Below are 15465 nucleotides of genomic sequence, written 5' to 3' on the forward strand. Positions count from 1 at the left end.
ACCGAAAAGCGGCACCAAGAAGGCGAAGGTCGAAGGGCGTTTCCATCGGCCGGTCCTTCGAAGCCACGTTTAGCCGGATCGACATAGAAAATCGCTTGGGAAGGTGGGGCGTAAACGTCAGGAAAACATCAAGCGGCGGGAAGCCCGCCCTCTGTCAGCACAGCATCGCGTTTCGCGCGTGCCGCAATTCGCCGCCAAACAACGGGTTCAGGGTTGGTTCGGACAGCAGAAATCCTTGCACATGGGTCGCACCGGCAGTCTCGGCGGCTTCGAACTGCGCATAGGTTTCAACGCCTTCGATCACCACGACCGGGGCGACACACGACGCAAGACCGACCATGTGCAAGAGGAAACGTTCCGCTTCACCACACCCCAGCCGTAGGAACAATCCATCGATTTTCACGATGTCGACCGGCAAGGACAACAGCGCCTCAGGCGTCGAGAAGCCGGTTCCGAAGTCGTCCACGGCAATTCTGTAGCCAAGGTCGCGCACGGCTTGAAGGAAGCGGCTTGCCACGGGAAGAGCGGAAATCGGCAGGCTCTCCGTCAGTTCCAGCACCAGACGTGGCGCGAGCCACTGGTTCGCGCAGAGCATGTCGAAAAGGAGCGCCCTGTTTCGTTCGTCGGCAATGCTCTCGACCGACAGGTTGCAACCGAGGTCGCCGGATGGGTGACCCGCCAGCCAGTCAAAGGCGAGCGAGAGCATGTGCCGGTCAAGTGCGGCGGCGCGGCCGGTCGCTTCCAGATAGCTGATGAATTCGCTGGCGACCATGATCTCGCCGTCGGTCTTGACGATCCGGCTCAGACATTCCGAGTAGAGAACACGACCGACGTCGGCGATGCAATTGACGTGCTGAAGCGAAAACCCGACGCGCCCTTGCATCGCAGCGTGATCAAACACATTCACAACGCGGTCAAACATTCAGCCTCCACGGATCCATGTCCCGGTCTGACCGCGGCTCCACACGAAATGGGCCGCGGTCTATCGCTTATTGGACTGCTTCCTCTTTGGTCTCGGTCGGAGGTGGGAGCGTGTCACGGATTTCGTCGATCTTGCCGACGTCCGGGCCAACGCCAAGGATGCCCTTGGCCTCATCGACCATCTCGTCTGTCACCACGCCGTCCTTGGTGAAGCTTGCAAGCGCGTCGCGCAGAGCCTCATCGCTCAATGCCGGATCCGTCGGGATGGCGTCTTCGCCGTTTTCGGCCTCGAACTCCGCATAGGCGACGGCATAGGCGGAAATCGCTGCCATCTTCGGGTCATTGGCGTTGAGATAGGCGTGGTAATTGCGATTGAGAGAGCGGAACCCCGGTGTCGAGCCGGGCGCCACAGGTTCATCCACCACAGGATCGGAGAGAACAGGCGACTTGGCGATCTTCTCGGGCATTGCCTTCTGGACCTTTACCGGCTTGGTGGCCTTCTCGGAAGCCTTGGCGTGAGAGGGTTGCTGCTTGCGGGACGATGTCGCGCCGGACTTGTGGCCCTTCGTCTCCGTGGCTCCGCCCGACTTGCCGGATTTGCCGCGCTCGGATCCACCGCCGTGACCCCCGTCGCGGCCGCCGCCATGGTCGCTACCGCCACCACCACCGTTGCCGCCTTTGGCATAGGCGCTGTCGATCAGCCCAAGGGTACCGCCTGCAACCGGCGCGACCGCCAGCGTCAGGATCATGATGCTCCGGGTGACTATGTGCGTCATAGCCATGAAAAACCTCCATACGTTCAGTTTAGCCATTCCCTTGTCCTGCGGACCGAAAGAACGACGTATACAAATGCGGAAGATATCTGCGCCCCTTTCACGGCGCTATCGGCCCCCGACTATTGCCTCCCCTTCTAGGACTTAGGTCCGGGCCGGACGCATCAAAGGTCCGATCGGACCAACGGGAGCCATCGCGGATTGACCGCTACTCGATAGTGGTTAGGGTAGCGCAGCCTTGCTACAATCGCGGCGCCTTATGAGCGGCGACCGATCCGAGAGACCCGGTGCGCGTTAAACAACTTATTTCCCGCTGGAATTCGCAGTCCCTCGCTGCCCAGTTTCTGTTAATCGGCGGTGTGGTCGCCACCTGCGCCATGGTGCTGGTTGGTGCCTTCGTTTCCAATCGCATCGAGGACGCGGTCACCCGGAATTCGGCTGCGACGACCGCGCTCTACGTGGACAGCGTGATTGCGCCGCTGCTCCCCGACATGCAGAAGAACGAGGTGCTCGACGAAACGGTGTCGCGCGCGCTGGACGAGACGCTTGGTCAAGGTGCGCTGGGCGATCGACTTCTTTCGTTCCGGCTTTGGCGCGCGGATGGCACGCTTCTCTATTCGAGCGATCAGAAGGCAATCGGCCAGAAGGCCGAGCTTAGTCGCGAACTGCAGACGGCGTTCTCGGGCAAGATGGCTGCGCGTTTCGACCAGGTAGGGGACGCCGCGACGGTAGAAGACGGCGTTCCTGCGCTGGCGATCTACAACCCGGTGCTGCAGCCCTGGTCCGGGCAGGTGGTTGCCGTTTCGGAGTTTCATGAAGTCGCGAACGACTTCCAGCAAAGTCTGACAGAGGCCCGGACCCACACTTGGCTGGCGGTCGCTGCCTTCACGCTTGCCTTCTTCGTCGTGCTATCTGCGATCGTTCTGCGCGGCAGCAAGACGATCGAGAGCCAGCGGCATGCTCTCAACCAACGGGTCGAAGAGCTTTCGGCATCGCTCGCGCAGAACGAGACCTTGCGCAAGCGTCTTCAGCGCGCTTCACAGCGCGCCACCGCGCTGAACGAAAGCTATCTCAGGCGCATCGGCGCGGACCTGCACGACGGCCCGGCCCAGCTCGTGGCCTATGCGTCGTTGAGGTTGGATAGCGAAGCCCTGAAGAGCGAGGCGACGCCTGTCATAACGCGCCAACGCGAGATCGGCGCGATCAAGGCGAGCCTCGACGAGGCCATGCAGGAGATCCGGACAATTTGCGGCGGTCTGGTCCTGCCGCAGATAGAGACGGCGGGGCTCGCCGATATCCTGCAGCGCTGCGTGAAGGCTCACCAGCGCCAGACGGGATCTCCTGTCGAGTTGAATCTGGCGAATCCTCCGGATAGCCTCTCGCAGGCAGCCAAAATTTGCATATACCGCTTCGTGCAGGAAACACTTAACAACGGCTATCGCCACGCGGACGGTGTCGGTCAACGCGTGTCGCAGTGGATGCGCGGCGATCGCGTCACGATCGAGGTCGCCGACGGCGGCCCCGGCTTCGACCCAAGCCAGATCAAACCGACGAGCCTTGGTCTTGCGGGACTGCGTGAACGGATCGAAAGTCTCGGAGGGACGTTCGAGCTCATCGTGACTGCGACCGGCACGACCGTGCGCATGACGACCAGTGTCAGGGAGATGTAACGACATGATGGCAGGGATACGTGTCGCCGTGGTGGACGACCACCCGTTGTTTCGGGAAGGGGTGGCCAGGAGCCTGTCGGAGATCGATGGCTTCGACATCATCGCGGAAGGCAGCTCGAAGGACGATGCGATCCGGATCGCCGAGAGCCTGAAGCCGGACGTGATGTTGATGGATATTTCCATGCCCGGCGGGGGGCTGGAGGCGATCGTGCCGATTCTCGATGTCGCCCCGTCGCAAAAGATCATCATGCTCACGGTCTCCGAGGACGGCGACGACGTCACAACTGCGCTCGACCGCGGTGCCACCGGTTATGTGCTCAAGGGGGTGGGCGCGCGGGCGCTTGCCGATGTCATCCGCGCGGTGGCCTCGGGCGAGCGCTACGTGGCGCCGACCTTGTCTGCAAAACTGCTGTCCAGTCGATCACCGTCGGTTTCCGGCAAGTCAGGTTTGATTTCCAACCTGACGCCACGCGAAAAAGAGGTCTTGCAGCTGGTTGCAGCCGGCATGAGCAACAAGCATGTCGCAATCGAGCTCGATCTGCAGGAAAAGACCGTGAAGCATCATATGACCCAGATCATGACGAAACTGGGTGTCGCCAACCGGACCGAAGCCGCGATGGTGTTGCGCGACGCGCGTGAGTCGTGACCTGCCAGGGCCGATGTCTCGGATGCCTGCTACATTCATTTCGCGGGTGTCTGATGAAGCGCTAAATCGGCGTTTTTAGTGGGCGAGCGACTGCAAGCGTTGCTTGTCGGTGGTTGTCGCCCGTCGATTGATGATCGTGCGGCCGCGGGCATCCTTCATGATATAGCGCCCCTTGATGATCTCTTCGCTTATGCCGCCCTTGTGGCGAACACCGACTTCGGAGCCGTCGCTGTCGCCAGCCGGCTCTTCAGTGGCGCGCGAATCCTTCGACTTTCCTTCGGACTGAGTGCCCCCGGATTTGTCATTTCCCTTGCTGTTTCCTCCACCATTGCCGCCACCGTTTCCCCCGCCATTGCCATTGCCATTACCGCCGGCATTGCCGTTACCGTTACCGTTCTTGGCGTAGGCGGTCTTCTCGGTGATTTTCAGCCCGTCGTTTGTAACATCGAGCTCGTAGGGGAGGGTGGTTGCCAGAAGGAGGACCATCGGCCAGAAGAATACTGCAAGAAAAATCCGGCACATCGCCTTTTCAAATCCCCTGGAATACCTGGTGCCTGCACAGGCGACGCCCGGCTTGCGCCTGGACGTCACGACTTTGCTCACGCCCGCCACGTCCCGTCAACGGGTGTCGTCAATGGTCCTGCGTTCCCAGACCTTTCCCCTCGCGTCGGCAAGACATTCGTCGGACCCGCATAGGACCAAGGTCCGGGAGCCCGCGCTCGACCTGCTGGCACTGGCGCACCAATCGGGAAATAGTCGCCAATTGACGATCGCGGCATGAAATTGTTCCACGTTTCGTTGTATCGTTTCATTTGGCCATATTCTCGACACCGAGATCGCTGACGTCTCCGCCAGGCTGGGACCACCCGGCGCTCTTCGAAGCGCCCCCCTGTATCTCTTTGAGGCGGTACGGGCGGGCGTTTCACGCCTATTTGAAAGATCATCCGCTTGTCACACGACATATCCTCCGGGACCGTCAAGAAACGCATCGTGCTGCATTTTTCCGGCTTCGAGCCGCTGGATGCTGCCAAGCATCAGGCGCGTTACCAGCGATCAGCGCTCAAGACTGCCAAACTGCAGGATTTCGCCGTAAAGGTCGGTGCCGTGCATGCCGATGGGCCGAGCCGCTATTTCGACGTCGACAGCGAGGGCCGCGACTGGCAAACGAAGAGCCGCGTCTACATCTTCGATCACGACGATCTCGTCAGTTATCTGAACGGCCGGCCGACGCTCTCCCGAATTGTCGGCGGATTCCGCAGTGCGGCCCGGGTCGTCTGGGAGGGTGGGGCGCTTGCCTATTTCCGGCACGCCTGGCGTTTTGGCCTGTTCTTCATCTTTCCCTTCCTGCTTGTGTCGATCGGGCTGGCTCTGAGCGCGCTGATCGGTACGGCGCCCTATTGGCTGGCGCTCGAACCATGGCTGCTGCTCGCAAGCGGACCCGCTGCCTATCTCTTTTTCTTCAAGCTTTTCCTTCCCTGGTCGGACAGGTGGCACACGCTTCATCTCTTTGCCGATTGGGAGCTGGCCGTTGCCGTCGCCACAATGGAGAAACCCTATTTCAAACAGTGGCTTGAAGATTGTTTGGTCTCGGTGCGGGCGGCACTCGCCGAACCGGCAGACGAATATGTCATCAGCTCGCACAGCATGGGCTCGAGCATAGCTGCCCATGTTGTCGGCGCGTTGGTGGAGCGGGACGCAAGCTTGCTCCAGGGAAAACGCATTGTCTTCGCGACGCTTGGCGGAGCGATCCTGCAATGCGCCCTTCTGCGCTCAGCCGACGTGTTGAGGTCCCGAGTCGGTGCGATCGCCCGCGCCCGGGAGGTCTTTTGGTTCGACGTCCAGTGCCTGACGGACGCGATCAATTTCTACCGATGCCAGGTCGTTGCGCTCGCAGGGCATCCCACTGCGCCGCAACCACCCATCGTTTTCATCCGGGTCAAACACCTGCTTTCTCCGGAACGCTACCGGAGGATAAAGCGCGATTTTCTTCGGGTTCACCGCCAATATGTGCTGGACGCCGATGTTCGCGCGTCCTTCGATTTCACCATGATGACAGCTGGACCGCTGCCGGCGGCCTCGTTCGCCAATCCTGCCGCATCGTCGCCGCGCAGCATTGTTGCCGCGCCGCTGCAAAGCCAGCCCAGCTTGAGGCTGAACTGATCTCTCAATTTTCAGGGATCAGTCCGTCTCAAGCTTTCAATAAGGAGAGACCGCTTTCCCGATCGAACAGATGCAGGCCTTCCGGCCTGACGGCGAACGAGACGGCATCGCCCGGCTTCGGGCAGGCGCTGGCCCTGACCAGGGCTCCGACTTCCTTGTCGGCAAAAAGGAAGGTCACGAGCGCGTCATTGCCGTGGAACTCGACGAGATCGGCAGTACCCGAGATGTGGTCGACACCCTCCGTTGCGGTCCTGAGATCGGCCGGACGCACGCCGAGCACCAGTTCTTGGCGGTGGCGAAGCGCGAACTTTTCACCTGGCACGGTGAAGCTGCCGCCGGCACTACGCAGTAGCCACCCGCCTTCCGTCTTCTCGGCGGTCACATCGATGAAGTTCATGTTGGGGGTCCCGATGAACCCGGCGACGAAGAGCGTGCGTGGCCGCTCATAGATTTCGGCGGGCGTGCCGACTTGCTCGATTGCGCCGCCCTTCATCAGCACGATCCGATCGGCAAGCGTCATCGCCTCGAGTTGGTCGTGGGTCACATAGATGGTCGTCGTCTTCAGCTTCTGGTGCAGACGGGCGATCTCGACGCGCATGTGGTTGCGGAGTTTGGCGTCGAGATTGGAAAGCGGCTCATCGAACAGGAAGACGCGCGGCGTCTTGATCATGGCGCGGGCGATCGCGACGCGCTGCTGCTGTCCGCCCGACAATTCCGTCGGCTTGCGGGTGAGATAGGGCTCGAGCCCGAGCGTTGCGGCAACGGCGCGAATCCGGGTGTCGATCTCCGGCTTCGGCACCTTCATGCGCTTCAATCCGAAGGCGATGTTGTCGTAGATCGTCATGTGCGGATAGAGCGCGTAGTTCTGGAAGACCATGGCAACGCCGCGATCCCTCGGCGGCAGATGGTTGACCGTGCGGCCGCCGATCGAGACGGTGCCGCCGGAGATATCCTCAAGTCCGGCGATCATGCGCAGAAGCGTGGACTTGCCGCAGCCGGACGGCCCGAGAAACACGATGAACTCGTGGTCGGCGACATCGAGGTTGAAATCCTTGATGACGTTGACGGCGCCATATTGCTTGTCGACGCGGGAACAGACGATGTTTGCCATGGCTCAATCCCTCCCACTGTCCATGAGGATCTGCAGCTTGATGTCCGTCGGTCGGGCCGAGGCCGCCCGCTCGAACGCCCTGATGCTGTCGTCGAACCGGAAGGTTTCGGTAATCAAGGGTTTCAGGTCGACCTTGCCCGACGCGATCAGTTGCAGGGCCCGGTCGAAGATATTGGCGTAGCGGAACACCGTCTCGATGCGGACCTCCTTCGAGATCGCGCCGGGCACGTCGAACTGGACGGCTTCGACCGGCAGGCCCACCAGCACCACGGCACCGCCCGCGCGCACCAGATCGAAAATTCCTGAAAAGGCCTTGGCGCTGCCGCTTGCCTCAAAGACGAGATCCGTGCCCCAGCCGCCAGTTTCCGCGGTGATGACATCGGCAAAGGAACGCTCGGCGATGTTGACCGGCGTGATACCGGGATACTGCGCGGCGATCGCCAGCTTTTCGGCAGAGAAGTCGGAGATGAAGACACGGCTGCAGCCGCCGGCAAGGGCTGCAAGCGCGACCATGATGCCGATCGGCCCGCAGCCGATGACGGCGGCGACGTCGCCCGGCGCGATTCGGGCGCGGGCAGCCGCCTGCATGCCGATGGCGAAGGGCTCGACCATCGCACCTTCGGCAAAGGAGACATTGTCGGGCAGCTTGTAGGTGAAGGCGGCGGGGTGGACGGTAAATGGCGTCAACACGCCATGCACCGGCGGCGTCGCCCAGAAGCGCACCTTGGGGTCGACATTGTAGATGCCGAGCTTGGAGGCGCGGGACGAAAGGTCGGGAACACCCGGCTCCATGCAGACGCGATCGCCGACGTCGAGCGTTTCGACATTGCTGCCGACCGCGACGACGGTGCCGGCCGCTTCATGGCCGAGCACCATCGGCTCACGCACCACATAGGGGCCGATGGCGCCATGGGTGTAATAGTGCACGTCGCTGCCACAGACGCCGACCGTGTGGATGGCGATCTTGACGTCATCCGGGCCGAGCGTGAGCGGGAGATCGATCTCCCGGAGCGCGAGCTCGCCTTTTTGCTCGAGGACCAATGCTTGCATGAAGGAATTCCTTGTTTCAGCGTATCTGGTTTTCGCGGTCTTGGGATTCATTGCGTCTTGCGCTTGAAGGCGCTGTTGAGCATGCCGCTTAAGACCCCGATGAACAGCAGCGGCGGAATGGAGAGCAGCACGACGGATGCGTTGAGGATGCCCCAGGGCACGTCACGGCCGAGCTGGGTCAGCTCCGAGGCTACGATCGGCAGCGTCTTGGCGTCCGACGTCGTCAGCATCAGCGCGATCAGGAACTCGTTCCAGACGAGCACGAAGGCAAAGGCGACGGCGCCGATCAGCGAACGAAGCGCGATCGGCAGCGCAATCAGGAAGAAGATCGCATAGGGGCCGTAGCCATCGACGCGGGCCGCTTCCTCGACTTCCTTCGGCACCCGCGCAAAGGCGGGGACGCCGAGCCAGATGATGGTCGCGAGCGTCAGCAGCGAATAGGTGACGATCATCGACAGGCGCGTGTCGTAAAGCCCGAAGTCGAGCCAAATGACCATCAGCGGAATGGCGATCGCGACGGGCGGCAGGAAGCGCAGCGACAGCACGAAGAACTGGATGTCGCGGGACCGGCGGTTGGGGTAACGCGCGATGGCGTAAGCCGCGGGCAAGCCGAGCACGGCACCGATCAGCACAGACGCACCCGAGATCAGCAACGAATTGACGAGGCCGGCAAAGACGCTTTCGCGGCCGAGAACGTAGGCGAAATTGTCGAGTGTCGGCTCGAAAATGAAGAGCGGCGTCGGCGTGACGATGTCGACGCGGTTCTTGAAGGCGTTGAGTGTCGTCCAGACCATCGGGAAGACGGCGGAAAGTGCGGCAAGGCCGAGGATCAGCCGGCCAATGAGGCGGCCAAGCGTGTGGACGGTCATCACTGAACCCTCTTCCAGATGAAGGTGAAGGCGATCGAGGTGGCGATCATCATCAGAACGGCCATGCTGGAGGCATAGGAGATGCGGCCGGACTCGATGAAACCTTGTGAGAAGGCATACATGTCGAGCGTTTCCGTCGCGATGCCGGGGCCGCCGCGGGTCATGACGTAGATCAGGTCGAAGGCGCGCAGCGACTCGATCATCTTGACGAAGGCAAGCGAGATCAGCGGCGCCTTCAGCATCGGCAGCGCAATGAAGGTATAGATCTCCCAAGTGCGGGCATGGTCGAGCCGGGCCGCCTCGAACGGCTGCGGCGGCAAGGTTTCCAGCAGTTTCAAAACGATGACCGCAAAGAACAGGCCCCATTGCCAGACGTCGACGAGGGCGACGGTCGCAAGCGCGGTTGCGGGATTGGACAAAAGGTCGAGCGGCTGTCCGGTGATTGCCTTGTAGGGATAGGTGGCGATGCCATAGAGCGGATGGAAAGCGAATTTCCAGACAAAGGCCGCAGAGACGCGCGGCAGGATCACCGGCACCAGAAACAGAAGCGCCAGCAGGTTGCGCGTGCGCGGCGATACGCATTCGAAGAGCAGAATGCCGAGGCCGACAGCGATCAGCAGCGTCATGCCGACGGTCACCGCTTCCCAGGTCAGCGAGACGCCGATGGCGTTGACGAAACGGCGATCCGAGAACAGGTCGATGTAGTTGGCAAGGCCGATGAAGCTGCCGTCGGGACGGCTGAGTTCCCGGTTCTGGAAGGAGATGTAGATCGCATAGGCCGTGGGCACGAGGGCCAACACGGCGAGGATCCCCATGGCCGGGGTAAGAAAGACCACCGGCAGGCTGTTTTTCGTCTTCATGTCATGCGTCCTACGGCTCGTCGCGCCGATCGTGCAGCGGTCCACCGGCGCGGCTGTCGGCTTTGCCGATGGACCCCAGGAGGAACGGTGTTACTGGCTGCGGGCAACCAGGTCCTTGGCAAAGCCGTCGAGCTCGTCGAGGCCTTCCTTGATGTCGCTGCGCGTTCCGGTGATCAGCTCTTCAAGGATGATGCCCCAGCGGTCGCCGAGATCAGGCCATTGCGGGCTCTGCCAGAAATTGACGGCGGTAACCTTGCCGGTATCGGCAAGCGCCTGGCCGAGGTCGGGGCCGTAGAGCTCGGCGAATTTCGGGCTGGTCATGATGCTGGTGCGGTTGAGTTCGCTGAACTGTCCGGCTTCGAGCCGTCGAGCCTCGTTCTCCTTCGAGGTCGCCCAGGCGACGAACAGGCCGGCGCAGGCCTTGGAAGCCTCGTCCTTGTTGGCCTTCATCCCGATTGCCAGACCATGACCGTAGCCACCACCGGTCAACGGTGCCGGCGGCGGCAGGTAGCCGACCTTGCCGGCGACCTTGGACGATTTCGGATCGATCGCCATGCCGACGAGCGGGGTGGATTCGATCAGCATCGCCACCTGGCCGGAGGTGAAGGCGCCGACCGCCTCGTCCCAGCCTCCGGTCTGGCTGCCCGGTGCCGAGTATTTGAACAGTTCGAGATAGGTCTCGGTCGCCTTGACTGCCTGCTCGCCGTTAAAGACCGGCGTCTTGTCGTCGAACCAGTTGCCGCCGAACCCTTTGAAGAAGGGCATCCAGCGCCAGACATTGGCGCCCGAGCCGCGTTGGCCGCGAAGGGCCGTGCCATAGATGCCCTGGTCGGGCTGGTTCAGCTTCTTCACCGCGACGACGTATTCGTCGAGCGTCTTCGGCGGGGCGATGCCGGCCGCTTCGAGCAGGTCCTTGCGGTAAACCATCAAGTCGCCGCCGCCGGTGACCGGCGCAAACCAGACCTTGCCGTCATAGGTCGCCACCTTCTGCCGGCCGGGATCGAAGTCGGCGTAGTCGTAGTCATCAGGATAATAATCCATCAGCGGTGCGACCCAGCCGGCCGAAGCGAAGAGCGCCACATTGGCCTCGTCGATGTAATAGACGTTGTACTTGCCGATGGTCGAGGCGTCGGCCTTGGTCTTGGCGCGCCGGTCGTTTTCGTTGAGATAGTCGATCTCGAAGGATGCGCCGCCGGAGATTTTCTCGAATTCGGACTTGTAGTCTTCGAGCAGCGTCAGGCCGTCGCGCGGCTGTGCGAGCACCTTGATCGTGCCGGAGCATTCGGCGGCGACCGCGACAGTCGTCAGGCCGGTGGAAACAAGGCATGCGAAGGCGATGCTCGAAACGAGCGTCTTGGCTTTTGTCATTGTGAAAAGACCTCCCCAGGTCATCGATGCGCGCCGGATACTCCTCAGATCCAGTGCGCTTTCCTCATAGCGAACCGTTTCGCTGATCCTGATGATAGGCCTAACGCTCCGCCGAACTAGCGTGCGCGATGCGGCGATTCTATACTTTCATGCGCAGTTTTTCCCATGAGGGACTGTTTGCAGCGCAGCAAATGCAAGGATTCATCGTTTTTGCCGAAAGTCGCGCCTAGGAGCGGGAGGTCCGACGCTGGCTGGTCAGCCGCCGATAGGCCGATGGCGTCATCTTGTGCTGGCGCAGGAAGGTGCGGTTGAAATTGGAAATGTTGAGATAGCCGACCTCGAAGCAGATGTCGGTGATCGGCATGTCGGTCTCGGCGAGCAACTTGCAGGCCTGCCAGATGCGCAGCTTGTTGACGTGGTCGGTGAAGGTGTTGCCGGTGTTCTTTTTGAAGAAGCGGGAGAAAGCCGTCTCGCTCATGCCGGCCTGTCGGGCGAGGTCGGCCAGATGTATGTCGGTGGCAATGTTCTCGTAAATGAACGCCAGAGCGCCTCGCAGCACGTCGAGCGATTTCTGATCGAGTTCCGGCGCAAATTCGGGAGACGAGAGCAGCTCGTATTCCTCGGTGTTCACGAGGAGCTCGAGAAGCTGGATGAACAATGAAAAGCGCGATAGCCCTTTCAAGGCGCCCATGCGTTCTATCAGTTCGGCGCCTTCCGCACGGGTCTGCCCGTAAAACACCAGACCCCGTTCGGCGCGCGCAAAGAAGGCCTCGAGTTCGGCGAATTCCGGCAAGGCGTCGGTGATCTCGCGCATGCGATCCGGATGGAACTGGATGACGATGTCGCGCCCCACGATGACCTCGCCGGGCTCCGTGACCGTCACCCAATCATGCGGCAGATTGCTGCCGATGACGGTGAGATATCCCGGATCGAACCGGCCGATATGATCGCCGACGAAGGCAAGGCCCGAGGCCTTGCGGATGAGATGGATCTCGATCTCCGGGTGGAAGTTCCAGACGTTGCGCTCCCAGGGATAATCGTCGAGGCGCCAGAGAAACGTCTCGTTGACGCCGGTGACGATGTGCTCGAAGGTCGGCGGGTTGGTCGCAAGCGAAGGGGGCTTGGCTGGCGCGCGCCTGGAGTTTCGCGCCATACTCATTGCCCAGCCCTCCTTCGCCCGGTGCTTATCGGCTGTCTCCCCTTGCCGAAGAGGGCGTCCTGATCGCGCCCCCGATGGAAAACACTCTACGCGCGTTCGGCCCAGATCTTCGCCAGTTCGACCAGCGTCTTGACGCTGCGTTCCATGTCCTGGCGGCTGACCCATTCGAGTGGCGAATGGAAGGCATGACCGCCGGCAAAGAGGTTGGCCGAGGGCAGGCCCATGAAGGAAAGCCGTGAGCCGTCGGTGCCGCCGCGGATGCTGCCGCGCACGGGCTGCATGCCGGCGCGCCGGATCGCCTCCATGGCATTCTCGACGATTTCCGGATGACGGTCGAGCACGACCTTCATGTTGCGGTATTGCTGCTTGACCTCGAAGCTGTAGGTGGAGCCCGGATAAACCTTCATCACGTCCTTGACGATCGCCTCGAGCATGACTTCCTTCTTGGTGAGGCCCGCCTCATCGAAATCGCGAATGATGAAGCCAAGCTGCGCCTTGTCCATCGAGCCGGTCACGCCGGTCGGGTGCACGAAGCCATCGCGACCTTCCGTGCCCTCGGGAGAAACATCTCTTGGTAGCCGGCTAATTATATGGCCGGCGATCTTGATCGCGTTCTCCATCTTGTCCTTGGCAAAGCCCGGGTGGATGGCCACGCCGTGAATGACGATCTCGACGCCATCGGCGGAGAAGGTCTCGTCTTCGATATGCCCCGCGGTTTCGCCATCGACCGTGTAGCAGAATTCAGCGCCGAGCTTCTTGAGGTCGACCTTGTCGACGCCGCGGCCGATTTCCTCGTCCGTGGTGAAGAGCAGCTTGATCGTGCCGTGCTTGATGTCGGGATTGTCGACGAGAACCTGAGCGGCGGTGACGATTTCGGCAAGGCCGGCCTTGTCATCGGCGCCAAGCAGCGTGGTGCCGTCGGTCGTGACGATGTCGTTGCCGATCTGGTCGTTCAGAACCGGGTGGTCGGCGACGCGGATGACCTGCTGTGGGTCGCCGACAAGCCGGATATCGCCGCCCTGGTAGTTGCTGACGATCTGCGGCTTGACGTTGGTGCCGGTGAAATCGGGTGCCGTGTCCATATGCGAGCACCAGCAGATGACCGGTACCGGCTTGTCCACATTCGAGGATATGGTGGCGTAGACATAGCCGTTTTCGTCGAGATGCGCGTCGGCAAGGCCGATCGCCCGCAGTTCCTCGACGAGCACGCGACCGAGGTTCTTCTGCTTTTCCGTCGATGGCTGCGTCTTCGACCTGGCGTCGGATTGCGTGTCGATGACGACATAACGGAGGAAGCGGTCGAGAACGGTATCGGTCATGGGCGGGATCCAATGCTGGTGGGCGTGAAACCGCTATACTCCCGCGCCACGATTCCTCAAACCGGATTCGGTCATGGCGTATCGTGCGGGAGTATCTTGGCTCAGCGGTCTTCGCGTGTATGCCAGATGCTCAGGATAAAGATCGTTGACTGCTTTATCTCATAGCGCATTTCATAGTGTCCAACGAGCAAGCGACGAACTTCGCGTGGCGCGAATTCGTCCAGGCGTTCCCCGAGGCGGGGCTGTTCGATCAGATGGGACGGCGCGGAGATCAAGGACTGCACCGTCCGTGCCGCGGCCCTCCTGTTGACGGGCGCCAAAAACTCGAAAAGGCGCCCCAAATCGGACGAGGCCTTCGGCGTCCATTTCAGTTCCATCATTGCGGAACGGGGAGTGGTGCGTCGCTGTCGAGGCTGTCGGCCCAGGCCTGCATGGCCTGATGATCGATGACGTTTCCGGCATCCACATCGGCAAGCGCCTCAAGCGTCAAACGGCGTCGCTCTTCTTCCTGGTCGACCCAGGCTGCAAGCGCCTGCTTGATGATCCAGCCGCGCGGTCGCTCCAAACGGGCAGCGAGCTGATCCACCTTTTCTGCAAGCGGCAACGGAACGTGCGCAGTCAGCACTTTCGTTTCCATGTGCATCTCCTTTAATCGGCATCAATCATAGTGATTAACATTGATTAAGTCGATGATATTCGGTGTTCGACTCCATCTAACGGGCGGCACGCGATAGTAGAAACGCTAGTAAGACCCGCCCGATCGCCCCATCGTTCCGGCATCGCCACTGCCACCTTTGAATTCCGCGGCCAGCTTCGACGTTGCGCCGACCAGCAGGCTCACGTCGTTGCCGACAGCGACGAAAGTCGCGCCAAGTTCGAGGTAGCGGCGGGCGAGCGCCTGGTCCGACGTGAGAATGCCTGCCGCCTTCCCGTGAGACTGGATCGCCAGCAGCGCCGCTTCGACGGCCGCCTGCACTTCGGGCGCGCCGGGCTTGCCAAGGAAGCCCATGTCGGCAGCAAGGTCGGCTGGGCCGATGAAGACGCCATCCACACCATCGGTCGTGGCGATCTCGTCGAGGGCTGCAAGGCCGGCGCGGCTTTCGATCTGCACCAAAAGGCAGATCTCGTCATTGGCGGTCTGCAGGTAGTCCGGGATGCGGTTGAAGGCCGACGCCCTGGCAAGGGCCGCGCCGACGCCGCGCACGCCATGGGGCGGATAGCGCACCGCTCGTACCAGTGCCCGGGCCTGTTCGGCGCTTTCGACCATCGGCACCAGCAGCGTCTGCGCGCCGATATCGAGGATCTGCTTGATCATCCAGGTTTCGCCGATCGGTGGGCGGACGATGGCGTGGCTTGGCGAGGCTGCGAGCGCCTGCAACTGCGCGGCCAGCAGCGGTACGTCGTTCGGCGCATGTTCGGCGTCGATGAGCAGCCAGTCAAAGCCGACACCGCCGCAGACCTCGGCGGTGTAGGGATTGGCAAGCGCCAGCCAGAGACCGATCTGCGGGCACTTTTCGGTAAGGGCTTGTTTGAACAGGTTGCGGGGAGCGGGCATGGTC

General features: G+C 61.6%; 16 protein-coding genes. 3 read left to right on the forward strand and 13 right to left on the reverse strand.

Annotation, left to right across the window (positions count from 1 at the left end; translation table 11 throughout):
- Positions 1–154: 154 nt before the first annotated feature.
- Positions 155–922, reverse strand: a complete 768-nt coding sequence (locus MKZ91_RS03120) for an EAL domain-containing protein (RefSeq protein ID WP_336167886.1) — start codon at positions 920–922, stop codon at positions 155–157.
- A gap of 67 nt (positions 923–989) precedes the next feature.
- Positions 990–1703, reverse strand: coding sequence for a hypothetical protein (locus MKZ91_RS03125; protein WP_336167888.1), 714 nt, complete (start codon positions 1701–1703; stop codon positions 990–992).
- 278 nt (positions 1704–1981) lie between these two features.
- Between MKZ91_RS03125 and MKZ91_RS03130 the strand changes: the two genes are divergently transcribed.
- Complete coding sequence (locus MKZ91_RS03130) at positions 1982–3364, forward strand: sensor histidine kinase (protein WP_336167890.1); 1383 nt, start codon at positions 1982–1984, stop codon at positions 3362–3364.
- A gap of 4 nt (positions 3365–3368) precedes the next feature.
- The gene (locus MKZ91_RS03135) at positions 3369–4010 is read left to right on the forward strand and encodes a response regulator transcription factor (RefSeq protein WP_336167892.1); all 642 of its coding nucleotides are present in this window, start codon (positions 3369–3371) and stop codon (positions 4008–4010) included.
- Positions 4011–4085: 75 nt separating this feature from the next.
- Here the strand turns inward: MKZ91_RS03135 and MKZ91_RS03140 are convergent, their stop codons facing one another.
- Positions 4086–4613, reverse strand: a complete 528-nt coding sequence (locus tag MKZ91_RS03140) for a hypothetical protein (RefSeq protein ID WP_336167893.1) — start codon at positions 4611–4613, stop codon at positions 4086–4088.
- Between the two features lie 345 nt (positions 4614–4958).
- Between MKZ91_RS03140 and MKZ91_RS03145 the strand changes: the two genes are divergently transcribed.
- Complete coding sequence (locus tag MKZ91_RS03145) at positions 4959–6170, forward strand: hypothetical protein (protein ID WP_336167895.1); 1212 nt, start codon at positions 4959–4961, stop codon at positions 6168–6170.
- 28 nt (positions 6171–6198) lie between these two features.
- On the opposite strand, the gene MKZ91_RS03150 is transcribed toward MKZ91_RS03145, so the two are convergent.
- The 10 genes from MKZ91_RS03150 to hpaI form a co-directional block, all read right to left on the reverse strand.
- Positions 6199–7281, reverse strand: a complete 1083-nt coding sequence (locus MKZ91_RS03150) for an ABC transporter ATP-binding protein (RefSeq protein WP_336167897.1) — start codon at positions 7279–7281, stop codon at positions 6199–6201.
- 3 nt (positions 7282–7284) lie between these two features.
- The gene (locus MKZ91_RS03155; RefSeq protein ID WP_336167899.1) at positions 7285–8331 is read right to left on the reverse strand and encodes an NAD(P)-dependent alcohol dehydrogenase; all 1047 of its coding nucleotides are present in this window, start codon (positions 8329–8331) and stop codon (positions 7285–7287) included.
- 47 nt (positions 8332–8378) lie between these two features.
- Entirely contained in the window at positions 8379–9200 is an 822-nt protein-coding gene (locus MKZ91_RS03160; RefSeq protein ID WP_336167901.1) for a carbohydrate ABC transporter permease, read from the reverse strand.
- Positions 9200–10060: a carbohydrate ABC transporter permease gene (locus MKZ91_RS03165; RefSeq protein WP_336167903.1), complete on the reverse strand. Its 861-nt coding sequence runs from the start codon at positions 10058–10060 to the stop codon at positions 9200–9202. Before MKZ91_RS03165 ends, MKZ91_RS03160 begins: the two co-directional genes overlap by 1 nt.
- A 90-nt stretch (positions 10061–10150) precedes the next feature.
- Complete coding sequence (locus MKZ91_RS03170) at positions 10151–11428, reverse strand: ABC transporter substrate-binding protein (protein WP_336167906.1); 1278 nt, start codon at positions 11426–11428, stop codon at positions 10151–10153.
- 226 nt (positions 11429–11654) lie between these two features.
- Positions 11655–12587: an AraC family transcriptional regulator gene (locus MKZ91_RS03175; protein WP_336167908.1), complete on the reverse strand. Its 933-nt coding sequence runs from the start codon at positions 12585–12587 to the stop codon at positions 11655–11657.
- 86 nt (positions 12588–12673) lie between these two features.
- Complete coding sequence (pepT, locus tag MKZ91_RS03180) at positions 12674–13906, reverse strand: peptidase T (protein WP_336167910.1); 1233 nt, start codon at positions 13904–13906, stop codon at positions 12674–12676.
- 101 nt (positions 13907–14007) lie between these two features.
- The gene (locus MKZ91_RS03185) at positions 14008–14283 is read right to left on the reverse strand and encodes a type II toxin-antitoxin system RelE/ParE family toxin (protein WP_336168577.1); all 276 of its coding nucleotides are present in this window, start codon (positions 14281–14283) and stop codon (positions 14008–14010) included.
- Entirely contained in the window at positions 14283–14543 is a 261-nt protein-coding gene (locus MKZ91_RS03190; RefSeq protein ID WP_336167912.1) for a CopG family ribbon-helix-helix protein, read from the reverse strand. Before MKZ91_RS03190 ends, MKZ91_RS03185 begins: the two co-directional genes overlap by 1 nt.
- Positions 14544–14648: 105 nt before the next feature.
- Positions 14649–15461 carry a 4-hydroxy-2-oxoheptanedioate aldolase gene (hpaI, locus tag MKZ91_RS03195; RefSeq protein WP_336167914.1) on the reverse strand — a complete coding sequence of 271 codons (813 nt, stop codon included), beginning with the start codon at positions 15459–15461 and terminating at the stop codon, positions 14649–14651.
- Positions 15462–15465 lie beyond the last annotated feature (4 nt).

Origin of the sequence: Ensifer sp. MJa1 (genome assembly GCF_037026475.1) — a bacterium.
GTDB lineage: Bacteria > Pseudomonadota > Alphaproteobacteria > Rhizobiales > Rhizobiaceae > Ensifer.